Source organism: Neptunicella plasticusilytica (assembly GCF_047922965.1).
Taxonomy (GTDB): Bacteria; Pseudomonadota; Gammaproteobacteria; order Enterobacterales; family Alteromonadaceae; genus Neptunicella; species Neptunicella plasticusilytica.
In genome coordinates, this window is sequence record NZ_CP150481.1 from 2610301 (window position 1) to 2633215 (window position 22915).

The 22915-nt window shown below is 46.6% G+C and carries 18 protein-coding genes; 7 read left to right on the forward strand and 11 right to left on the reverse strand.

Going from position 1 to position 22915, the window contains the following annotated elements; translation table 11 throughout:
* Positions 1-54: 54 nt before the first annotated feature.
* A complete protein-coding gene (locus V1467_RS11705; RefSeq protein WP_416305152.1) occupies positions 55-2025 on the forward strand; it encodes an alpha/beta hydrolase family protein in 1971 nt (656 codons plus the stop codon).
* 120 nt (positions 2026-2145) lie between these two features.
* On the opposite strand, the gene V1467_RS11710 is transcribed toward V1467_RS11705, so the two are convergent.
* Together V1467_RS11710 and V1467_RS11715 are read right to left on the reverse strand one after the other, a co-directional pair.
* Positions 2146-3342: an ABC transporter permease gene (locus V1467_RS11710; RefSeq protein WP_416305153.1), complete on the reverse strand. Its 1197-nt coding sequence runs from the start codon at positions 3340-3342 to the stop codon at positions 2146-2148.
* A gap of 12 nt (positions 3343-3354) precedes the next feature.
* On the reverse strand, positions 3355-4125 hold the full coding sequence (locus tag V1467_RS11715) for an ATP-binding cassette domain-containing protein (RefSeq protein WP_416305154.1): 771 nt from the start codon (positions 4123-4125) through the stop codon (positions 3355-3357).
* Positions 4126-4259: 134 nt separating this feature from the next.
* Here V1467_RS11715 and V1467_RS11720 point away from each other — a divergent pair, with 134 nt between their 5' ends.
* On the forward strand, positions 4260-4964 hold the full coding sequence (locus V1467_RS11720) for a Yip1 family protein (protein WP_416305155.1): 705 nt from the start codon (positions 4260-4262) through the stop codon (positions 4962-4964).
* Between the two features lie 102 nt (positions 4965-5066).
* Positions 5067-5882 (forward strand): substrate-binding periplasmic protein, encoded by an 816-nt coding sequence (locus V1467_RS11725; protein ID WP_416305156.1) that lies wholly within the window; start codon positions 5067-5069, stop codon positions 5880-5882.
* A gap of 9 nt (positions 5883-5891) precedes the next feature.
* Here V1467_RS11725 and V1467_RS11730 read toward each other — a convergent pair whose 3' ends face one another.
* Positions 5892-6653, reverse strand: a complete 762-nt coding sequence (locus tag V1467_RS11730; protein WP_416305157.1) for a DUF3025 domain-containing protein — start codon at positions 6651-6653, stop codon at positions 5892-5894.
* Between the two features lie 66 nt (positions 6654-6719).
* Here V1467_RS11730 and V1467_RS11735 point away from each other — a divergent pair, with 66 nt between their 5' ends.
* The 3 genes from V1467_RS11735 (at position 6720) to V1467_RS11745 (ending at position 11426) form a co-directional block, all read left to right on the forward strand.
* Entirely contained in the window at positions 6720-8366 is a 1647-nt protein-coding gene (locus V1467_RS11735; RefSeq protein ID WP_416305158.1) for a M28 family metallopeptidase, read from the forward strand.
* A 256-nt stretch (positions 8367-8622) separates the two neighbouring features.
* Positions 8623-10293 (forward strand): asparagine synthase B, encoded by a 1671-nt coding sequence (gene asnB, locus V1467_RS11740; RefSeq protein WP_416305159.1) that lies wholly within the window; start codon positions 8623-8625, stop codon positions 10291-10293.
* Between the two features lie 98 nt (positions 10294-10391).
* A complete protein-coding gene (locus V1467_RS11745; RefSeq protein WP_416305160.1) occupies positions 10392-11426 on the forward strand; it encodes a mechanosensitive ion channel domain-containing protein in 1035 nt (344 codons plus the stop codon).
* 96 nt (positions 11427-11522) lie between these two features.
* Here the strand turns inward: V1467_RS11745 and V1467_RS11750 are convergent, their stop codons facing one another.
* From V1467_RS11750 to V1467_RS11760, 3 genes are read right to left on the reverse strand one after another with little or no spacing between them, the layout of a single operon-like run.
* Positions 11523-12803 carry an amidohydrolase family protein gene (locus tag V1467_RS11750; RefSeq protein ID WP_416305161.1) on the reverse strand — a complete coding sequence of 427 codons (1281 nt, stop codon included), beginning with the start codon at positions 12801-12803 and terminating at the stop codon, positions 11523-11525.
* Positions 12800-14215, reverse strand: a complete 1416-nt coding sequence (locus tag V1467_RS11755) for an amidohydrolase (protein WP_416305162.1) — start codon at positions 14213-14215, stop codon at positions 12800-12802. The genes V1467_RS11750 and V1467_RS11755 overlap by 4 nt, the downstream gene beginning before the upstream one ends.
* A 56-nt stretch (positions 14216-14271) precedes the next feature.
* Positions 14272-15198 carry a tRNA-dihydrouridine synthase gene (locus V1467_RS11760; RefSeq protein WP_416305163.1) on the reverse strand — a complete coding sequence of 309 codons (927 nt, stop codon included), beginning with the start codon at positions 15196-15198 and terminating at the stop codon, positions 14272-14274.
* A 94-nt stretch (positions 15199-15292) separates the two neighbouring features.
* Here V1467_RS11760 and V1467_RS11765 point away from each other — a divergent pair, with 94 nt between their 5' ends.
* Positions 15293-15979: a DUF599 domain-containing protein gene (locus V1467_RS11765; protein ID WP_416305164.1), complete on the forward strand. Its 687-nt coding sequence runs from the start codon at positions 15293-15295 to the stop codon at positions 15977-15979.
* Between the two features lie 113 nt (positions 15980-16092).
* Here the strand turns inward: V1467_RS11765 and pnp are convergent, their stop codons facing one another.
* The 5 genes from pnp to infB form a co-directional block, all read right to left on the reverse strand.
* Positions 16093-18222: a polyribonucleotide nucleotidyltransferase gene (pnp, locus tag V1467_RS11770; protein ID WP_416305165.1), complete on the reverse strand. Its 2130-nt coding sequence runs from the start codon at positions 18220-18222 to the stop codon at positions 16093-16095.
* 202 nt (positions 18223-18424) lie between these two features.
* Positions 18425-18694, reverse strand: coding sequence for a 30S ribosomal protein S15 (gene rpsO / locus V1467_RS11775; RefSeq protein WP_416305166.1), 270 nt, complete (start codon positions 18692-18694; stop codon positions 18425-18427).
* Between the two features lie 126 nt (positions 18695-18820).
* On the reverse strand, positions 18821-19753 hold the full coding sequence (gene truB, locus V1467_RS11780; protein WP_416305167.1) for a tRNA pseudouridine(55) synthase TruB: 933 nt from the start codon (positions 19751-19753) through the stop codon (positions 18821-18823).
* 8 nt (positions 19754-19761) lie between these two features.
* Complete coding sequence (rbfA, locus tag V1467_RS11785) at positions 19762-20178, reverse strand: 30S ribosome-binding factor RbfA (RefSeq protein ID WP_416305168.1); 417 nt, start codon at positions 20176-20178, stop codon at positions 19762-19764.
* 123 nt (positions 20179-20301) lie between these two features.
* Entirely contained in the window at positions 20302-22911 is a 2610-nt protein-coding gene (infB, locus tag V1467_RS11790) for a translation initiation factor IF-2 (protein WP_416305169.1), read from the reverse strand.
* Positions 22912-22915: the final 4 nt, after the last annotated feature.

Consider the following 22915-nt stretch of genomic DNA (forward strand, 5'->3'; position numbering starts at 1 on the left):
ATGCCGCTAGATCAGCGGCATTTTTTGGACTGTATAAATTAACGGACTATCATTATGCGAAATGTTTTTCTGCTATCGACACTATTAACTTGTTTCTCGCACGTCAGTTTAGCTGCTACTCCCTCCCTTGTTACTGCCCTGGACGATTTCGCGCAGCTTCCCGCCATACAGCACCCAGCCCTGTCTCCAGATGGTCATTATCTGGCAACCCAATGTTCTAACGGCCGCCGCTTTGAAATATGTATAGCGGATTTAACCGATAAGCAACCAACCATACATTTTGGTACCGGAGACGAAGCGCAAATCAAACATGTCAGTTGGGGAAGCAATAAGCATGTGTTGGTTTATATCCAGCAAACGCGTGATGTTGCACTGAGATTTCAGACCATAGAAGTTGAGTATGATCGAATCTATGCCTTTAATGTTGAACAACAAACCGGCGTGGTATTGATGAATGGTATTGGAGGATCAATCAGAAATCTGACCCATGTTGTTGCCTTGTTGCCGGACCAAGAATCGGTATTGATGCAAATTTTGCTGGCTGATGACAATGATAAACTCGATTACCGGGCAACCATTTATCAGGTCGATCTGAACGATGGCCGCAGTGAACGTATTAAACAAGGTGCATTGAGTGTACGTAACTTTGTTTACGACGCTGAGGGTAAGCTATTGGCAGAAACCAAGTTGCTGGAACGACACAACAGCTTTACGCTGGATAGTTATTTACCTGAAAAACACACTATCTATAAACAAGATACAGCCATAGTCCCTTTCAGTGTGATGGGAATGGTGGATAGCGGCAAGATAGCCGTTCAATTTGACGATCAGCGTGGGGCCATGTCACTCTCTCTTGCTGACGGCCAACTCGATCCTCTGACATTCCAGGGAGAAATAGTCGGGCAAACAGGTTCAGCCATAACAGATGATTATCGCAACACGCTACTCGGATTTGAGTTTTGGGACGGTGTGCTGCCCGACCAGATGTTTACCCACGGACGTTTTGCCGGACTTAAAAAGGCATTAGCCCAAGCCATGCCGGATAAAAAAGTCCTGATCGTATCCTGGACCCGCGATCTGAAAACCTTTCTGCTTAAAGCCACCGAAGCGGGCAAGCCGGACGACTTTTATACGTTTTCACTGAATACCGGCATGATGGATGCGCTGGGAACTTCGTCTACCTTGCCAGCAGAGCATGTATTTTCTCAAGTTATGCCGATTGAATATCAGGCCAACGATGGCCTGAAAATACACGGCTTTGTAACGCTGCCCCCCGGAAAAACAGTAAAACAAGGCCCCTTCCCCATGATCCTGATGCCGCATGGAGGACCAGAGTCTCATGATGACGCCAGTTACGACTGGATGGCACAATACTATGCTTCTCTGGGATATGCTGTATTGCAGCCAAACTTCAGGGGCTCGAGCGGTTATGGCGTTGAATTTCGCAATAAGGGTTTCGGTGAATATGGCGGCAAAATGGTGACGGATGTGATCGACGGCTATCACAATATGGTAAAAAAGGGGATCGCCGCTAAAAACGGATTTTGTGCTATTGGCTGGAGTTACGGCGGCTATTCCGCGCTACAAATGGCTGTGAAATCGGCTGATTTGATTAAATGCGCCATCTCTGTCAATGGCGTAACTGATCCTGTGCACCAGAAGAAATATCGTTCTCAAGTCGGCAGCCAACAATGGTATTACTACGATCAATACCTTGGCCTGGAAAATAACCAAGGCAAAATTCGCTCTTATACGCCGCTCGAGAATGTAGAACAGATAAAAGCCCCAGTATTGCTATTACACGGTAATCAGGACAGTACCGTGCCCTTTATTCAGGCTGAAAAATTTCGCGATGCCATGCAGACATACAACAAGGTTCCTTTTCGCTTTGTCGAGGTAGACGCCCAAGATCATTATTTTCAAGACGTTGCCGCTAGAAAAACCGTGCTAACAGAAACAACCGAATGGTTAAAAATGTATTTCCCGCTCAAAACAACCCAATCAAAATCTGAAAAACCTGAATGAGTATGCTTAACCTGAGTAATGAGCGATTGATGTCATTGAAGTCATCAATAAAAATACCGAGCGCTTCACGCAACTAACCTTCTCCGTGAAACGACTCGGCACTCGTAGCTCGTCGCTAAATTATCTGAACAATACTTTTTCCTGATTGAACCAGTACACACAAAAGCCAATTAACGCTCCGGCAATCAGCGCAGTTGAGCCAAAAATGGCAATCAAGGCAAAATAATCCATGGTGCCTTTAATCAACTCTTTCATCGCCAGAGCAACATTGGTCAGCGGTACCCAGGCCCACCCCCCATCCAAGGTTACACCGGGTAGCATAGCCAGCACGATGGGCATAATAACAAACAGGATCAATGCGCCCATATAGCTTTGTGCTTCTTTAAAACTGCGCGCATAAATAGATAAGCACAATAACACCGAGGCAAAAATGGCGACCACCGGGATCAGCATTAAAAACATTAAGATAAAGTCGAGCATATTGATCGCCGACATAAATTCGACCACGAATTCGATTGCCATGCCCTGACTGAGAATAATTCCCCATATTGCCATACTGGCAACGGTAATCAGCGCCGAAGTGGCGCCAGCAAAGGCAATAGTTAAAAATTTACCTAGTACAATTTTGTAACGATCAATAGGTGAAATCAGCAAGGTTTCCAGTGTGCCTCGTTCTTTCTCGCCTGCGCCCAAATCTGAAGCAGGATACATTGCCCCCTGAAAACATAAGATAAACACCAGATAAGGCACAATACCGCCTATTTTCTCACCCCAATCTTCCCGTTTGTCGGCAATATTATTCTTTTCCAGCAAAATAGGCTCGAGTAACGCGGCTTGTTGCTCCTCGTTGACCCCTAATTGACCGAAGGCTTTTTGCTGACGTTGTTTGGAGAGTTTTTCCACCTCATCATTAACCCGGTTGTAAACCATGTTCAGCGATGCATCGTTAAGATGCAGCTGTAATTTTTGCTGACCAGCAGTAAACAGATCGCTATCAAAGCCTTGCGGCACAACTAAAACAAAATCAACAACTTGATCCTTAATGAGTTGCTTAAAATCCTGCTCCGCCTCAACCTCAACCAACTCAAATTTGTCGGTGGCCGCCAACAATGCACTGGCTAATTGCGGCGCATGTTCAGCACCGATTAAACCGTACTTCAATACTTTGTTTTGTGCGTCCTTTATGGCCTGACCAGAAATAAAGGCTACACCGCCAAAAATCAACGGAAATAACAATAACGGCAAGGCGATCATAAAAAACAGCGTTTTCTTGTCACGTAGAAGCTCTTTTAATTCTTTATTGAATATTTGCCACATCTGTCGGTTTCCTTATCCCAATGCCTGCATAAATGCCTGATGTAATCCACCCGACGACAACTGTCTAAATTGTTCAATCGACCCGTCAAAACAGCTTAACCCCTTGTCGATAACCGTCACCCTATCACACAACTCGTTGACCTCATCAAGATGATGAGTGGAAAAAATCACCGGCGTCCCCTGGGCTTTTAGACGTTTAATAAAATCCAGTACTGTCTGGGTCGCCATAATATCCAGGCCGGTAGTAGGCTCGTCCAGAATAACCAAAGCCGGTTGGTGGATCACTGCCCGTGCAATGGCGGTTTTTTGTTTCATCCCGCTGGAAAAGGTTTCACTACGACGGTCGAGAAAATTTTGCATATCCAGTAACTCAGCCAATTCTTCAATCCGGCTGGCAATAGTAGATGCCCCCAGCCCATGCAACTGGCCAAAGTAGGCGATGTTTTCACGTCCGGTCAGTCGTCCGTACAAACCGGTAGTTCCCGATAAGAAACCGATTTTTTTGCGGGCAATAAGAGGATTTTTAAGAACATCATCACCATCAATTCTGACAGTACCTGAATCCGCTTTAAGAGCGGTAGATAGAATGCGTAAAGTGGTGGTTTTGCCTGCGCCGTTGGGGCCAAGCAAGGCCAGAACCTGTCCATCCGGACAGCTGAAACTGACATTTTGCACCGAATGGAAGAAGCGTCCTTTCAAACGCGGATCCTTGCGCTCCTGTTCACTGAGCTTTTTCGGATTTTCCACAGCAAACTTTTTGGCCAGTTGATGTATTTCAATCATTCCGTTATTCCCTTTTGCTTGTTTGGCACAAATTGATTAATCTGGCCATAATTTGAATTATTACATAGTATTCAAAGTCTTATTGCAACCGTACCAACCTAGGTTATGTAGTAACAAAATATTAAGGGAATTCAATGGAACAGAAATACACCCCATTTCAAGCTTGTAGCGATATATTCTTTAAGCCTAACCGCGTATTTGCTGCACTGACTCATCAACATAACTGGTCATGGATCCCGTTTTTTTTGGTCATACTGATGGCCACTATGCCAATTTATCTGTATTTCAATTTTGTCGACTTTGAGTGGTACAAGGAAATTATTGTCCAGGCCCAGGCGGGCAGCAAAAGTCCCGCCGAGCAAGCTGCCTTTGCCGATCGACTCAATAAAAGTAATATGCAAATTTTCAGCATTATAGGCATAGGCTTCGGGCTGATTGTGGTGAATGCCATTATCGCCCTGTACCTGAATATTATGGCCAAGATGGATGAAAATAATGTCAATGGTTTCACCGACTGGTACGGTTTTTTATGGTGGACGTCGATGCCGATTGTGTTAACCGGCTTAATCAGCTTAACGGTTATTGTATTGTCCGATAATCATCAACTGCCAATGGAATCACTCTCCCCCTTAACGCTTTCCTATCTGCTAGGATTGGAAGCAACTTCAGACTGGTACAATCTGGCCAGCAATATCCGTGTCGAGTCATTCTGGGCCATGTATTTAATTGCTGTAGGCATTAGCCAGTGGACTCAATTAAGCAATAAACAATGTTGGGCAATCGCGGTGGCTCCGAGCCTGATAATATGGGGCATTTGGACCATTATAAAACTGGTATAATCTATACTCGCTTCAACAGATTTTGCCGGAAAAGTTCATATGATGAATCAGTTCTGCTGTCTTCTTGCATGCCTTTGTTGCATTGCAATTACGTTTGGCAAGATGGCTAATGCGGCCCATATTTCACATCTGGCGTCCCAGAGTGGTACACAACAATTACTGGCTGAATTTAATCCGGACTGGCCACCTTTGCTGGTGTTGACCGAACACAGTCCTCCCGGCGAATATCTGGATGAGAACGGACAATTAACCGGGGCAACGGTTAATCTGGTGCGCCATTTAATGGAGCAAATGGGCGAAACCGGCAATATGCTGTTGCTTCCCTGGGCCAGAGGGCTGGAAATGGCCAAAAACCGAACCAATATCGCCCTGTTTGAAACCATTCGTAATAACGATCGCGAGAACCAGTTTAAATGGGTAGGCCCCCTCAAGCATTACCAGATTTCCCTGTATGCCCGCACAGATCGAGTGAAACCGAGGTTAAGCATGCAACAACTAACACAAGGCTACAATGTCTGTGCCAATCGCGGATCCGTGTACGCCAATATGCTGCAAGATCAAGGATTCATTGTGAATAAAAATCTGGTGCTGACCGTCAACGAAGATCGCTGTGCACGCATGCTGGTACAACAACGGGTTGACTTGGCTCCTTTTAATGAAAATACCATGCAACGTCTGGAAGCCAGTTACGCAATGGGTAATGTACAACTTTTTCCAGCAATATTATTGACCGACATTAAGCTTTATATCGCTTTTTCCAAAGATGTCGATGACGCACGTATTCTGCGTTGGCAACAGGCACTGGAAACCAGTTATCAGGATGGCACAATGCGTAAACTCTACACCGGCGTTTACACTGAACAGGCGATTAAACGTCTGGAACAGTTTGCAGCCAAACAGACCTTGCTTTCCCACTAATCGGCTTATTCAACGCTTGGGCTTAGGCATAAAATAGTTTTTATTTTGATAGAATTCAGCATGCTGATTTTGCTCATACCAGTCAGGAATCCCTAGCAATGGCAAAGGCGACAAACTGTTTTTATCCGCCAAAACATTGTGTTCAAGTTGTTCCAATAATGCATTATCCAGTATTTTGCATTTTTGCTGCCAATCCGCCGACCAGTATTGCTCACTCACCCTTAGTCCTAAAAATTTACCGGTCAACCCAATAAAGGGTTGCAGCAACATTTCGTAATTAGCATGACCAAAAAGAACGGCGTCAACCTGCCCACCCCATTGCTGTCGACAATCCACAAATGCCTGCTTCCATTGGCGCTCGCGCAGTAATGCCGGTATGTGCTCATCACTGTAAGCCAGCAACACACCGCATTCATCAAAATGGGTAATGCGATTGCGTCTTGGGGTACGCGGATTTAATCCAAACTGATTAATATCTTGCATATGCTGACGGTTCAACTCGGCTTTGCTGAGTGGAAAATTCAGCCAGATACAGGCATTAAACAAGTCATGCCAGTTCTGCATGCGGGTCGGAATAATGTGACGCCTGAAAATAATCTGTTCGTAATAGTCGCTTTCATCAACCAAATCTTGCTGCGCAACAAAGCGCTGCGAGAAGTCAGATAACCGATTCAGATATTCACAATCCGGCCAGTCTTCAAGCTGTTCAAAACCGAAACGGGCCAATTGATTAAACGGGGGATGTTGCCAAATATGATAAAACCACTGCATAGGATTAGAGTTGCGATACGCTTTTCCCTATACTGTCATAATTTCCAAAACGAGAAGAGTATAATAATGAAAAAACATCGATATCTTGTCACATTGCTACCTCTTATTGCCCTAGGCGGTTGCGATACCCCCACACCAGACACTGAAAGCGCAGCACAAACAAACGGCTTTGAGCAAGTTTATCAGTCGATTAGCGCCGACGATTTAAAACAGTACACCAAAGTCATTTCTTCCGATGAATTTGAAGGACGTTCCCCCACCAGTGCTGGCGAAAAGAAAACTCTCGACTACCTCACCAACGAATTCAAGAAACTGGGATTACAGCCGGGCAATGGTGACAGTTATCTGCAACCGGTGGAACTGCTGGAAATTACCGCCGATCCGGATATGACCCTATACATAGGTGATGAAACCTTGCCCTACGGCGAAAATATGATGCTGGGCACATCGCGTGAGCAAGAACGAGTTGAGCTAAAAGATTCTGACGTCGTCTTCGTCGGCTATGGTATCAACGCGCCGGAATATAACTGGAACGACTACGAAGGACTGGATGTAAAAGGTAAAACAGTGATTATTCTGGTCAATGATCCCGGTTTTGAGAATCCGGACAGTGGCAAGTTTCAGGGTAAAACCATGACCTATTACGGCCGCTGGACCTATAAATATGAAGAAGCCAGCCGTCAAGGGGCTGAAGCGGCCATTATTGTGCATGAAACAGAACCGGCCTCTTACGGTTGGTCTGTTGTCGCCAATAGCTGGAGCGGACCACAATATGGTTTGGTCAAGGAAAATGGCAATATGGACAGAGTCGCGGCTGAAGGCTGGATAGCTCATGAAGTGGCGCAAAACCTGTTCCGTCATGCCGGCTTTAATTTTGATGAAGAAAAAGCCAAAGCCCTGCAAGGCCCCTACTCACAGCCGCTGAATATCAAAGCCTCGGCCACGATCAACAGCACCTTGAAAAAATCCGACAGTTATAATGTGATAGCCACACTGCCAGGCTCCAGCACGCCTGACGAACATATTATTTATACCGCTCATTGGGATCATCTGGGTAAAGATGACAGTCTTGAAGGTGATCAGATTTATAACGGTGCACAGGATAATGCCAGTGGAACCGCCGCAGCGTTAACTATGGCCAAGGCTTTTGCCAGCCTGGATACGGCCCCTAAACGCTCGGTGACCTTTTTGGTGGTAACCGCCGAAGAACAAGGTCTGCTGGGTTCCAAATACTATGCCGATCATCCGGTTATTCCGCTGGCCAAAACGGTGGCCAATATCAATATGGATGCGATGAATATTCTGGGTAGAACCAAAGACGTAACGGTTGTGGGTAAAGGCAAATCAGAGCTGGAAGACTATCTGCAAAAAGCCGCTACCCGTCAGGGTCGTCATCTGGTTGGCGAAGACAAACCGCAGGCCGGCTACTACTACCGCTCCGATCATTTCAGTTTCGCCAAAAAAGGCGTACCGGCCCTGTATGCAGAAGGTGGCAGCGAACCTATTGATGAAGCCACGGCACAATATCGCAAACGCACCAGTCTGATTACTACCGGATGTTACCATCAGGTGTGTGACGAATTCCGCGAAAAATGGGATTTCTCCGGGGTACAGGAAGACACCCAATTACTGTTTGATGTGGGCTACCATATTGCCGATTCAAGCGACTGGCCAAATTGGTCACAAAGCAGTGAATTCCAGCGAGCTGAATAATAATTAATCAATGCCCGCCTGTATGGCGGGCTTTTTATATGAAATAGCAAAATATTCCACCTTTTTTCTTGCATTTTTCTGCCGTACTGGCAAATTCAGGGTGCAATGAGAATAAGCCCTCCTGTATGACATCAAACTAAACAATAATAACAAGATGTCGCTCATATCCGGATTGTATAACCCCTGTTCTGAATTGCGTTTCAGATTGGGACCGGACAAAAAATTTAATAACAACTGTTGAGAGAGAACCCCGTATATGTGTGGTATTTTTGGTATTCTGGACATCAAATCCGATGTCACAGAATTAAGGACGCAAGCATTAGAACTTTCCAAGACGTTACGTCACCGTGGCCCCGACTGGTCAGGCATCTGGAATAATAATAATGCGATTCTGGCTCATGAAAGACTGGCCATTGTTGATGTAAATAACGGCGCCCAACCACTGACCAATAATAATGATACCCGCATTCTGGCTGTCAACGGCGAGATTTATAATCACAAGGCATTGCGTGCCGGACTGGCTACGCCTTATGATTTCAAAACCGAATCCGACTGCGAAGTCATCCTGCCATTGTACGAACAGCAAGGCATTGAATTTATTGATAACTTGCAGGGTATGTTTGCGTTTATCCTGTATGACGCAGAGCAAGATGCTTATCTGGTTGCCCGTGATCATGTGGGCATTATCCCGCTGTATACAGGTTACGACGAGCATGGCAATTTCTATGTTGCTTCCGAAATGAAAGCGCTAGTCCCCATTTGCAAAACAGTACAGGAATTCCCGCCAGGACATTACTTGTGGAGCAAAACCGGCGAGCTGAAAAAGTACTATCAGCGTGACTGGATGGAATACGACGCGGTTAAAGATAACCACACCAGCCTGGAAGATTTAAAGGTCGCATTTGAAGATTCTGTACGTTCACATTTAATGTCAGATGTGCCTTACGCGGTATTACTGTCTGGTGGTCTGGATTCCTCACTGGTATCGGCAGTGGCAGCCAAATACGTGGCCAAACGGATAGAAGATGAAGGTCAGTCTGATGCCTGGTGGCCTCGTTTGCACTCCTTCTCGGTGGGCTTGGAAGGCGCACCTGATTTAGTCGCTGCAAAAAAAGTCGCCGATATGATTGGTACCGTGCACCATGAAGTACATTTCACTATTCAGGAAGGTCTGGACGCCATTCGTGATGTGATTTATTTCCTCGAAACCTATGATGTTACAACCATTCGCGCCGCCACACCGATGTACCTGATGAGCCGCAAGATCAAGGCAATGGGAATTAAAATGGTGTTGTCGGGTGAAGGAGCTGATGAGATCTTCGGCGGCTATCTGTATTTCCACAAGGCCCCCAATGCCAAAGAATTCCACGAGGAAACTGTACGCAAGCTTGACCGGCTGCATATGTTTGACTGCGCCCGGGCCAACAAGGCGACAGCCGCATGGGGAGTGGAAGCACGCGTCCCCTTCCTGGACAAGAAGTTTATGGATGTAGCCATGCGTCTTAATCCACAGGACAAAATGTGTATCGATGGCAAAATGGAAAAATGGGTATTACGCAAAGCCTTTGATAATGGAGAATTCCTGCCTGCTGAAGTATTGTGGCGCCAGAAAGAGCAGTTCAGCGACGGCGTCGGCTATAGCTGGATTGATTCAATCCGCGATCACGTTAATAGCGAAGTATCCGATCAGCAATTGGCCAATGCGTCATTCCGCTTCCCGATTAACACACCGGATACCAAAGAAGGCTATTTCTTCCGCACTATTTTTGAAAGCTACTTTCCACAGGAAAGTGCCGCACAATGCGTACCTGGCGGTAAATCCATTGCCTGTAGTACAGTAGAAGCACTGGAATGGGATGCCAGCTTTAAAAATAATGCTGATCCCTCTGGTCGTGCCATGAAAGGTGTGCATGACAACGCTAACTAGGATCGTTGCAAACAGCTAGCAAACAGAAGGGGAAATAGTGATATTTCCCCTTTTTTGTTTGTAGAATGGCTATTCAAAACACGTCCGGATACCTAATTATGTCTGTCGAGCATTTGATCGAAAGCTGGTTGCCTGTCATCGCAACTCTGGTGATTTTTTCACTGCTTATCTGGTTAGCCAACTGGCTGCTGTTTACCCGCTTTAAAAGTCCCGGCAACGAAAATACCTTTGCCCGCCAATTAATGATGCTGTTGTTAACCCTGGTCACTGTGGTGGCGGTGGTAATTACCTTACCTATTAGTGAAAGTACTGAAACCCAGGTGCTAAGCTTGATCGGATTAGTCTTGTCCGGTTTATTGGCTTTTTCTTCTACCACCATATTCAGTAACCTGATGGCAGGCGCCATGATGCGTTTTACCCAACCTTTTCGCACCGGTGATTTTATCCGGGTCAAAGAACATTTTGGACGGGTAACCGAGCGGGGGGTATTTGATTGCGAAGTACAAACCGAGAATCGCGAGTTGATCGCTATTCCCAACAGCCTGCTAATCACTAATTCCATTACTGTTATTCGTAGCTCTGGCACCATAGTATCGGTGTCACTATCGCTAGGTTATGACATCCACCACAGTAAAATCGAAACACTGTTAATACAGGCCGCCGAGCAAGTGGGACTGGAAGATCCTTTTGTACATATTACCGAGCTGGGCAACTTTTCGGTGACCTACAAAATCAGCGGCTTACTGCTGGATGTAAAAAACCTGCTCACCACCCGCTCCAAGTTGTACAGCCATGTACTGGATTGCCTGCATGACAGTGATATTGAAATTATGTCGCCAACCTTTGTCAGCCAGCATGCCGGACCTGATGTAGAACGGAAAATTGCCCCATCTCCCAAAATTAGGAAAAGCGAAGACAAGATCGTGGCCGAGGATATTGTATTTGATAAGGCCGAGCGGGCAGAACAACAGGAAAAAGCCAAAACCGAACTGGTGGGTCAATTGGCGGAGCTGAAGCAGCAACATGCTGATGCAGAAAAGGAGCAAAAAACAGCACTTGAGGGACAGATAAAACAACTGGAAGAGGAAATTAACCACCTTAAGAAACCCTCAAACGAAGAGGAAGAGCAGTAATACCAATCCGTATTACATGCCTGAAAGCTGTTTGTTAATAGATAAAAAGCTCCCGAAGGAGCTTTGACATCACTATCGATAAACTGACAATAAATGTCAGGGTCGTTGATAGTGGACCGGTTTTTGTTTAGATGCTTGCATATAACGATCGCGCAATTTGGTCTGGCGTGATTCCAGCTTGATCGGTTCACCGTGAATGATCACCATTTCCGCCGCATTCATCACTTCCAGCGGGTCGTCTGACCAGACTACGACATCGGCAATTTTTCCGGCTTGCAGTGAACCATAATCCTTATCGATAGCATAAATTCTGGCGGTATTGATGGTCAGCGAAGCCAAACCATCCTCCCAACTCAAGCCATTCGCGACAGCATTCCCGGCTTGTTGGGTCACCAGGCGGATATTGTGACTTTCCATGCCAATGGATATCAGCACTCCGGCATCCGCCAAGCGCCCGGCATTCGCCAGTGTTGCCGCCAACTGGTCAAAGGCATAAGGTAAATTGGATTCAGGATTGAGGATCACCGGGATCCCTGCCTCGGCAATATCCTGCGCAATCATCCAGCCTTCAGTAGCATAGAGCAATACCACTTTGATATCGGGATGACGGGCTTTAAATGAAATGACCTGACGAATATCGGCAACCCGATGAGCGGCCATCATCAGCGGTTCACTGCCATCAAGTACGTTTTGCAGCGCATTAATATCGGCTTTGGCCAAACTACCAAACCATTCATCGCTCGGTTCCAAAAGCTTGCCTTTGCGCGATGCCGCTTCATTTAACGCATTTTCCAGCATAGGCCATAAAGCAGCCCGGCTGCCGCTGTTATTATCGGCACCATCGTTGTTAACATCCACCGTCATAAACGCTTTAGATTTGATCAGCATCGAGGGCGCGTCGCCTAGACTGATCATCGCCCCCTGTCCCTTAAACAAACCGGCAGAGCGGTTAATTCCACTGGCCGCGCTGGTAATACCTTCGATCCTGCTGATATCAATCAGGCTAGAATCCGGATTTAACGCATAAGAGACGTCAAATGCAGCACCCAGAGGTGAAAAATCCGACTTGTCGACGCTGGCGTCAACCGTACCGGCAGAGTAGCCGACTTCTTCCAGACCTAACTGGGTTACGGCGCCGATTAGGCCGGGCGTAATCACTTTATCTTTGGCATTTATGATCTGATATCCGTCAGGTACGGCATCCATCTCGACAATGTCTGCAACTCTCTCACCGTCAATCAACAGGGCTTTGTCGGTCAAACTGCCCTGCTCTGCCATGGTATGCAAAGTCCCACCGACAATAGCAATTTTATCCGCTTGTACTGATAAACTGCATAACAAACTGGCCGTGGCTAAAGTATGCATTAGTGCTTTCATTTTACATCTCCTTCACCAGGCTGACCTAACTCGAAATCGGATACCGGCCAACTGTCCGGATCCTGACGATCAAACGCCAGTCCTCCATCGATATACACCCGTTCAGCCTGGGCATAGGTAGAAAACGGATCACTGCTCCAAAGTACCAAGTCGGCATTTTTGCCCGCCTCTAGCGAACCGGTTTGATCAAAAATACCCAGCGATTTAGCCGGATTGGCAGATAGCCACTGCCAGGCTTGCGCTTTGCTGATATTAATACCAACACGTTGACCATCGGCCAAGGCTTTAGCCGCTTCCTGATTGAGTCGTTGAATACCCAGATCACTATCGGAATGGACAATCGCACAGGCCCCGGCATTGTGAACCATGGGAATATTTTCACGGATGCCGTCATAGGCTTCCATTTTAAAACCCCACCAGTCGGCCCACATGGCCGAGCAAACTTTATTTTGAGCCAGCAGATCGGCTATTTTATAGGCCTCTACCGCATGCTGGAACGAATCAATCTGGTAGCCGAATTCTTTCATGACATCCATCATGGTGGCCATATCATCGGCACGATAACAGTGCATATGCACCTTGATTTCGCCGGCCAGCACACCAGCCAGGGTATCGAGTTTTAAATCACGCTTGGGGGCCTTGGGATTTTTGCCCTGTTTGTATTCCGCGTTATATTTATCCCAGTTGCGCTGATAGTCCTGTGCATCAGCCCAGGCCTGACGGTAACCGGCTACATTGCCCATCCGGGTACTGGGTCCGCCTTTTTCGCCGTAAACCCTTTTCGGATTCTCGCCACAGGCCATTTTTAAACCATAGGGCGCATCAGGAAATTTCATATCCTGTACACTGCGATTGGGCAAATTTTTCACGGTAACTGAACGTCCTCCGACCAAATTGGCCGAACCAGGCAGAATTTGCATTACCGTCACCCCTCCGGCTAACGCTCGCTCAAAACCGGGATCTTGTGGCCACACAGAATGCTCGGACCAGACCTCAGCCGTGACCGGTTTAGTCATTTCATTACCATCGGAATGCGAGGATGTCGAAGGTGAGGCATAAACCCCTAAATGAGAGTGAACATCAATAATGCCGGGCGTCACCCACTTGCCCTTGCCATCGATAATTTGCGTGCCTTCAGGTAAGTCGTCGACCTCGCCAACCTGTTGAATTTTACCGTTTTGGATAAAAATCGAGCCATTATCGATCTGACCTCCTATGCCATCCAGAATGGTCACATTGGTGATCAACGCGGTTTGTGCCGGTAACGGCTGATAAGTACTCGGGAAGGGATTTTTATCTATTTCAACTAAAGGCGCCTGATCTTTATCAGGTTCATCACCGCAAGCAGTTAGTGTTCCTGCGGTAACAACAAAAAGCGCTGCCAAGGCTAATGGTTTGAGTGTTAATTGCATGCGTCATGTCCGGTTATTATTGTCATTATTGCCGCACAAGACTAATCCTGATTATTTCATTGTTCAAGTTGTGTGACGATTTCATCCGAATGGCGTAAGGTTCTAATTCGGCTGAATAATTCCTCAGCTTCAATATATTGACGACTTAGGTAACCCAGCCACTGTTTAATTCTGTTGGGATAATAACGCCCCTTGTCGCCAAAGATTTCATAACCGGAATACTGGATAAGAAGTTGTTTCACCTGCTCCCAGTTCATCGGCAGTTGCGTGCCTTTAATAACCTGGGCCAGATTCGGCAATGCCAGCGCCCCGCGGCCCAGCATCAGATCATAACAGGCTGATTGTTGCTGACATTGTTTGGCATCGTCCAGGCTCCAGATTTCGCCATTGGCGATAATCGGTATGCTGGTATGCTGACGAATTTTACCAATCCAGTCCCAGTAGGCAGGAGGCTTATAGCCTTCTACTTTGGTTCTGGCATGGATAACCAGCAAATCTGCACCGGCCGCTTCAATAGCCTGTGCGTTTTCAATCGCCATGGATTTGTCTTCGAAGCCTAGACGAATTTTGGCACTCACCAGCTGTTCGGCAGGCACCGCTTTGCGTACCGCAGATACAATATCGTATAAACGTTGCGTTTCTTTGAGCAGTACCGCTCCCCCTTTGCTGTTATTCACCGTTTTAGCCGGACAACCGAAATTAAGATCAATACCATGAGAACCTAATGACACAGCCCGATAAGCATTTTCAGCCAACCAGTCAGGATCTTGTCCTAATAATTGTACCCTGACCGGCACTCCCGCTGCGGTTTTCCCCTGTTGATGTAATTCAGGGCAGAGACGATAGTAAACCCGGCTGGGCAAAAGCTGATCAACAATCCGTACAAATTCGGTCACACATAGGTCAAATCCGCCAACCTGGGTGAGCATATCGCGCATCAGGTGATCGACCACACCTTCCATCGGTGCCAGGATAATGGTCATTAACGAGTTTCTTCTGTTTTAGGCTTAAAAAGGGCCGCGAAGTGTAGCAGAATAGTGCTTTGGTCAAAATCTTTTATACAAGGATAAGGTTGCAATGACCGTACTTGATGTTATTGGACTGGTCTGGTTTTTAGTTTTATGGGTTGGTTACACGTTATTCGCCAAAAGACGTGCCAAGCAAACCATTTGCTTATCCAGTGTATTAAGGGCAAAACGCAATAACTGGATGTTACAAATGCTACTGCGCGAGAATCGTATTCCCGATGTGTCGATTATCTCTGCGCTGGAACGTAATATCAGTTTCTTCGCGTCCAGTACGCTGCTGATTCTGGCCGGTCTTATTACTGCATTGTCATCAGCCGACAAACTGGCAAGTGTACTCCATGATGTGGTCCCGGCACTGTCGCAAAATACCCAGCAAATCCAGATTAAGGTACTGCTGATGGTCTGTATCTTCGTGTTTGCATTTTTCCAGTTCACCTGGTCTTTGCGCCAGTACGGGTTTGCCAGCGTATTGGTGGGTGCTGCCCCCAATGGCAACCTGATTCCTGAAGACCAATTGGAACACTATGCCAACCGAACGGCCAAAGTAATCGACCAGGCAGCCCATTCGTTTAACTACGGTCAGCGTGCGCTGTATTTGTCCTTATCTACCTTGGCCTGGTTTATTGATCCACGCCTGTTTATGTTTACCACCGTTTTCGTGATATGGATCCTGTACCACCGTGAGTTTCACTCCAAAGTGCTTAAAGCACTGCATGAAGCGAATAAATTTAAATAACCCCTGTTCGGGATAAGCAACAGCTGTCGATAACGCTGTTATTCAGAGTTGAGGTGAGCTAGAAAACAAAAAAAGGAGCCGAAGCTCCTTTTTTATAAATTAAAATCAGTCTCTTATTCTGCTGATTGATCCGGCTCAACGGCAGCTTCTGGCTGGGCAGGCTTTTCCAAGAGTTCTTTGATACTGAGACGTACGCGGTTTTGACGGTCAATTTCCATCACTTTCACATCAACCTTCTGACCCAGCTCAAGGTAGTCAGATACCTTGTTAACCCGGTCATGGGCGATTTGAGAGATATGTACCAGACCTTCTTTACCCGGTAACACTTCAACAAAGGCACCGAAATCTACGATACGTTTCACTTCACCGTGGTAAGTTTTACCCACTTCCACTTCAGCGGTAACTTGCTCGATCATCTTGATAGCAATTTCAGCTTTAGCACGTTCAGTCGCGAAAATCTTCACCGTACCATCATCTTCAATCTCGATATTGGTATCAGAAGCTTCGGTAATAGAACGGATCATGGCGCCGCCTTTACCGATTACGTCACGAATCTTGTCCTGATCTACCTTAACGGTATAGATGCGCGGCGCAAATTCAGACATTTCTTCACGGTGTCCACTAATCGCCTGGTCCATCACACCCAGGATATGCAAACGGGCTTCTTTAGCCTGCTTAAGCGCTTTTTGCATGATTTCTTTAGTGATACCTTCAATTTTGATATCCATCTGTAAAGCAGTCACACCTTCGCTGGTTCCGGCCACTTTAAAGTCCATATCACCCAGATGATCTTCATCACCCAAAATGTCGGACAATACAACAAAGTTGTCATCACTTTTCACCAGACCCATCGCGATACCGGCAACAGAGGCTTTAATCGGCACACCTGCATCCATCAATGCCAAAGAAGTACCACAAACAGACGCCATGGACGAAGAACCGTTAGATTCAGTGATTTCAGATACCACACGAACCACATACGGGAACTCTTCTTCAGACGGCATAACAGCAGCAATACCGCGCTTGGCTAAACGTCCGTGACCAATTTCACGACGCTTGGGCGAACCGACAAAACCTGTTTCACCTACGCAGAACGGAGGAAAGTTATAATGCAGCATAAAACGGCTGTTGGTTAAACCGTTCAGACCGTCAATCATCTGTGCATCACGTTCGGTACCCAAAGTTGCTGCAACCAACGCCTGTGTTTCACCACGAGTAAACAGGGCTGAGCCATGAGTACGCGGTAAAATACCGGTGCCGACATTCAAGGCCCGGATCATTTCAGGATCACGACCATCGATGCGCGGCTCACCAGCCAGAATGCGCGAACGAACAACGTCACTTTCCAGATCATGCAATAATTCGTGCAGTTCTTTTTCGTCTTGCTCAGGATTCTCTTCCAGAATCGCTGCAGCGGCTTTTTCAGTTACCGCAGTAACTGCGTCTTTACGCGCCATTTTGTCAGAGATCTGGTAAGCCTCGGTCATGCCAACTTCAGCCAATGCTTTGATTTTGGCTTTCAGCTCAACATTTTCCGGCTCTGGTTGCCAATCCCATTTGGGAGTATTAACTTCAGCAGCGAATTCATTAACGGCGTTAACCACAGTCTGCATTGACTCATGGCCAAACATCACCGCGCCTAACATCACTTCTTCAGACAAGACACTGGCTTCGGATTCAACCATCAATACTGCATTTTGCGTACCGGCAACCACCAGGTCCAACTGACTGTCAGCTTGTTCGGTAACGGTGGTATTCAGTACATACTGACCATCCATATAGCCAACTCGAGCCGCACCTACCGGACCATTGAATGGCATACCCGAGATAGCTAACGCAGCAGAAGTTCCGATTAGAGAGATAATATCAGCCGGGATCTCAGGATTGGCAGAAACCACAGTAATAATAATTTGAACTTCATTTTTAAATCCGTTCGGGAAAAGAGGACGGATTGGGCGGTCGATCAGACGCGCCGTTAGGGTTTCTTCTTCAGAAGGACGACCTTCACGTTTGAAGAATCCACCGGGAATTTTACCGGCGGCGTAGGTTTTTTCCTGATAGTTAACTGTTAACGGGAAAAAATCCTGATCGGCTTTGGCATCTTTTTTACCTACAACCGATACCAGTACAGAAGTATCGTCCATGCTGGCCATAACGGCAGCGGTGGCTTGGCGAGCAATAACGCCGGTTTCCAGAGTTACGGTATGTTTACCGTATTGAAATGTTTTAGTAATAGGAGTCACTTATTTATCCTTTAAATATTAATATCTTCTTCGCTTTTAATTGCGGCGCATAGTATAGCCGCTTGATAAGGGTAAAAACAGTGCAACAGCGCCGTGAGTAGGCATTTTTCTGGTTGTTGGAAGAAAAAGCACTTTATGAAAGGAAAGAGACGATCAAAAAAGGCACCATAAGGTGCCTTCCGGAATTTTCTGCAAACAGAACTTAGCGACGTAAGCCAAGACGTTTGATTAGATCCGCATAACGCTCGGTGTTTTTGCCTTTCAGGTAATCAAGCAACTTACGACGTTGACTAACCATACGCAACAAACCACGACGTGAATGGTGATCTTTCTTGTGATCAGCAAAGTGACCTTGAAGTTTGTTGATGTTGTGAGTCAACAGCGCAACTTGAACTTCCGGTGAACCTGTATCACCTTCTTTAACTGCATATTCAGCAACTAACGCTGCTTTTTCTTCAACACTTAGTGACATATTGTACTCCTTAAGAGAATGAAGACTTAGCCAATCACTAATTCAGCTAAGTCAGGAAGGCGCGCATTATAATGACGCTCCGTTAAAACGCAAGTTAATTCGTCGAGCACACCAATTTAGAACCGTTTACAGGACAACCAGACGTTTGGGAGCCACCTTGCCATCATCATCAATCTGGCCGACACCGACAAACCCGGTACCATCCGGCACATAAACCCTTACCTGCCCTTCACAAGGTGCATTGGCGACCTTGACTGCCTGACCATTCATAAAATAAGCGGCAAACATCGCCGGTATTTCAACCTGAGGTAAACTTTCAACCGCTGTATCCATAGGCAGTAGCAAGTCGTCCAGTGCCGACCAATCTTGCTGACCATCCTCATCAATCTGATCGCGTAATTGCTGCAACTGTTCAAAGGTCATCATTTTTTCAATCGGATAATCAGCCACTTCGGTGCGATGCAATGCCGACACATAAGCGCCACATCCAAGTAACTGACCTAAATCATCCACTAATGAGCGGATATAGGTCCCCTTGCTACAGCGCACCAGCATATCCACTTCATCGTTTTCAAAACGATGAATCTGTAAATCATAGATGGTGATATCGCGTGCCTCACGGGGTATATCAATCCCCTGCCGAGCATAATAATACAGCGGCTTGCCCTGATGTTTTAATGCTGAAAACATCGATGGAACCTGCTTTATCGGCCCGCGAAACTGTTCGCAAGCTTGTAGCAATTGCTGCTCGGTCACATTAACCGGATGCTCCGCCACCACCTCGCCGTCTGCATCCGAGGTGGTGGTGCGAATACCTAGCCTGGCGGTAACCAAATAGGCTTTATCGGCATCCAGTAAAAATTGGGAAAACTTGGTCGCTTCACCCAAGCAAACCGGTAACATGCCGGTCGCCAGCGGATCCAGCGCGCCAGTATGACCGGCCTTACTGGCGTAGAAGATCCCTTTTACCTTTTGCAAGGCTTGATTGGATGAAAAATCCAGTGGTTTATTTAGCAGCACAATCCCATTAATGGCACGGCCTTTTGATCGTCTCGCCATCGATGTTATTACTCTTGTTGCTGTTCTTCATCCAAATCACGCCCCACCTGTTTAGCGCGCTCTTTATCTTTATTCAAGGTTTCGGATACCAGACTGGAAATACGCATGCCTTCAGTAATAGATGCATCACGTACAAAACGTAAAGCAGGTACCGCCCGCATACGCATGCTCTTGGCCAACAAGGTGCGGATAAAGCCTTTATTGTCTTCCAATATAGTCAGAAACTCCTTGATTTTGGCATCATCGTTTTCGAAAAAGGTCACAAACACTTTCGCATAGGACAAATCACGTGATACCTGTACACCGGATACCGTCACCATGCCCAGACGCGGATCACGATTCTTGAATTCATTTTGTAAGATACTGGCAACTTCTTTGTGGATCTGATGACCGACCCTGTCGGTTCTTGAAAATTCTCTTGCCATAATACTTTCTCCTCTGGCCGATAATTTAACGACCTTATCTGATACTGCCATTATCACAGCGACCAAGACAAAAATGCTCAACCTGAGTTGAGCATTTTTATCAAGTCACTTCGATATGCCAGACTAGATTTGACGTTTAACCTCAACGACTTCAAATACTTCTATCTGGTCACCGACTTTGACGTCATTGTAGTTCTTCACACCGATACCACATTCCATGCCGTTACGTACTTCCTGTACATCATCTTTAAAGCGGCGCAATGACTCCAGCTCACCTTCGTAAATCACCACGTTATCACGCAAAACACGGATAGGGTTGCTGCGCTTGATGATACCTTCAGTCACCATACAACCGGCAATTGCTCCAAGCTTAGGTGATTTAAACACATCACGCACTTCGGCCAAGCCGATGATTTGCTGTTTGAACTCAGGTGACAACATTCCGCTCATGGCCTGCTTCACTTCGTCCAGCAAGTCATAAATAACGCTGTAGTAGCGCAAGTCGATTTCTTCAGACTCAATCACTTTGCGCGCAGTAGCATCAGCACGGACGTTAAAGCCAACCAGAATAGCGCCAGATGCGGCTGCCAAGCTCGCGTCAGTTTCGGTAATTCCACCGACACCGCTTCCAACAATAGTCACTTTCACTTCATCGGTTGACAAACCTGTGAGTGAATCGGCTATCGCTTCGACCGAACCTTGTACATCAGCTTTTAATACCACATTCAGTTCGCTGACATTACCAGCTTCCATGTTGGCAAACATATTTTCCAACTTGGATTTTTGTTGTCTGGCCAGTTTCAATTCACGTTGCTTGATTGAACGTTTGCTGGCCACTTCGCGAGCTTTACGCTCGTCAGAAACCACTAACGCATCATCACCGGCAGCAGGGACACCCGACAAGCCCAGAATTTCAACCGGAGTGGAAGGTCCAGCCACGGCCACATCATGACCATTTTCATCTTTCATGGCGCGAATACGACCGTATTCCAGACCACAAAGCATAATGTCACCGGCTTTCAGTTGACCTTCTTGTACCAATACCGACGCAACCGGACCACGCCCTTTATCCAGACGAGATTCAATGACCAGACCTTTAGCAGCACCGGTCGATGCAGCTTGTAGATCCAGAACTTCGGCTTGTAACGAAATGGCTTCTAATAATTCATCAACGCCCAGTCCGGTTTTAGCAGAAACGTTAACGAACTGGTATTCACCACCCCATTCTTCAGAAATAACTTCAATCTGTGAAAGTTCACTTCTGACTCGCTCCGGATCGGCGCCTTCTTTATCCATCTTGTTAACTGCAACAATCAACGGAACACCCGCGGCTTTAGCATGTTGCACGGCTTCTTTGGTTTGCGGCATCACGCCATCATCCGACGCCACCACCAAAACAACAATATCGGTTGCCGTTGCACCACGAGCTCGCATAGCGGTAAACGCCGCGTGTCCAGGGGTATCCAGAAAGGTAATCTTGCCATTCTCGGTTTCAACACTGTAAGCACCGATATGCTGGGTAATACCACCCGCCTCACCGTCAGCCACTTTAGCCTTACGAATATAGTCAAGCAGTGATGTCTTACCGTGGTCAACGTGGCCCATAATGGTCACAACAGGTGCACGGCTGGATTTTTCATCATTGCCCTGTTCTGACAGCAACTCGTCTTCCAGCGCATTTTCGTTAACCAGTTCATATTTGTGACCCATTTCTTCAACCACCAAAATAGCAGTATCTTGATCAAGAACCTGGTTAATCGTCGCCATTTCACCCATTTTCATCATGGTTTTAATGACTTCTTTAGACTTAACCGCCAAACGGTTAGCTAATTCACCCACGGTGACGGTTTCGCCTAAACGAACAATACGTTCAACCGGTGCGGCAGGCTTGTTAAAGCCATGTTGTAAACCTGCACCTGCGTCTTTTTTCTTTTTACCTTTGCGGCGACGTGAGCTACGCTCAATTTGTAAATCTTCTTTATCTTCCGCTTCTTGAGCGTAACGTGATGAATGCAGATGCACTTCTTCCGCTTCTTGCTTCTTACGTTTCTCTTCTTCTTCTTTCCAGCGGCGCTCGTTTTCTTCAGCTAACTGACGAGCTGCATCTTCCGCTTTTTTCGCTTCTTCTTCGAGCTTGCGTTGTGCTTCAGATTCTTGCTGCAAACGCAGCTTTTCGGTTTCGGCGCGCACTTTTTCACGTTCTGCCACTTCTTCCGGAGTCAGATGCTTTTCTTCTTCTTTCTCTTTCAGTTTCTGGGCTTCGCGATGAGCTTTTTCTTCTTCGGCTTTCTTGGCTCGAGCTTCCGCTTCTTTCTGGGCTTTTTCTTGAGCCGCCTTTTTAGCTTCTTCAGCAGCCTGACGTTCAGCTTCAATTGCTGCTAAACGTTCTTCTTCGGCTTTTTTGGCTTCTTCGGCCATGCGAGCCACTTCAGCGTCACTTCGTTTGACATAAGTGCGTTTTTTGCGCACTTCCACAGTGACCGCGCGGGACTTACCCGACGATTTAACATTTAACGTGCTGGTACTTTTACGACTCAAGGTCATACGTTTGGGTTCGTCATTACCTCGTCCACCATGCTGTTTGCTCAAGTGATCCAGCAAGGTTTTCTTCTCGGCTTCGCTAACTTGTTCACCAGCTGATTTTTTTATACCTGCGTCGGCAAATTGTTGAACCAGACGCTCAACGCTTGTGCCTATGTCATCGGCAAGTTTTTGTATGGATACTTCTGCCATGTGT

Coding starts and splice junctions, on each gene's coding strand:
- V1467_RS11735 (WP_416305158.1), top strand. CDS start 6,720: ATGAAAAAACATCGATATCTTGTCACATTGCTACCTCTTATTGCCCTA.
- V1467_RS11710 (WP_416305153.1), bottom strand. CDS start 3,342: ATGTGGCAAATATTCAATAAAGAATTAAAAGAGCTTCTACGTGACAAG.
- V1467_RS11755 (WP_416305162.1), bottom strand. CDS start 14,215: ATGCAATTAACACTCAAACCATTAGCCTTGGCAGCGCTTTTTGTTGTT.
- V1467_RS11730 (WP_416305157.1), bottom strand. CDS start 6,653: ATGCAGTGGTTTTATCATATTTGGCAACATCCCCCGTTTAATCAATTG.
- V1467_RS11720 (WP_416305155.1), top strand. CDS start 4,260: ATGGAACAGAAATACACCCCATTTCAAGCTTGTAGCGATATATTCTTT.
- V1467_RS11715 (WP_416305154.1), bottom strand. CDS start 4,125: ATGATTGAAATACATCAACTGGCCAAAAAGTTTGCTGTGGAAAATCCG.
- V1467_RS11745 (WP_416305160.1), top strand. CDS start 10,392: ATGTCTGTCGAGCATTTGATCGAAAGCTGGTTGCCTGTCATCGCAACT.
- rbfA (WP_416305168.1), bottom strand. CDS start 20,178: ATGGCAAGAGAATTTTCAAGAACCGACAGGGTCGGTCATCAGATCCAC.
- V1467_RS11705 (WP_416305152.1), top strand. CDS start 55: ATGCGAAATGTTTTTCTGCTATCGACACTATTAACTTGTTTCTCGCAC.
- truB (WP_416305167.1), bottom strand. CDS start 19,753: ATGGCGAGACGATCAAAAGGCCGTGCCATTAATGGGATTGTGCTGCTA.
- asnB (WP_416305159.1), top strand. CDS start 8,623: ATGTGTGGTATTTTTGGTATTCTGGACATCAAATCCGATGTCACAGAA.
- V1467_RS11765 (WP_416305164.1), top strand. CDS start 15,293: ATGACCGTACTTGATGTTATTGGACTGGTCTGGTTTTTAGTTTTATGG.
- V1467_RS11760 (WP_416305163.1), bottom strand. CDS start 15,198: ATGACCATTATCCTGGCACCGATGGAAGGTGTGGTCGATCACCTGATG.
- V1467_RS11725 (WP_416305156.1), top strand. CDS start 5,067: ATGGCTAATGCGGCCCATATTTCACATCTGGCGTCCCAGAGTGGTACA.
- V1467_RS11750 (WP_416305161.1), bottom strand. CDS start 12,803: ATGAAAGCACTAATGCATACTTTAGCCACGGCCAGTTTGTTATGCAGT.
- rpsO (WP_416305166.1), bottom strand. CDS start 18,694: ATGTCACTAAGTGTTGAAGAAAAAGCAGCGTTAGTTGCTGAATATGCA.
- infB (WP_416305169.1), bottom strand. CDS start 22,911: ATGGCAGAAGTATCCATACAAAAACTTGCCGATGACATAGGCACAAGC.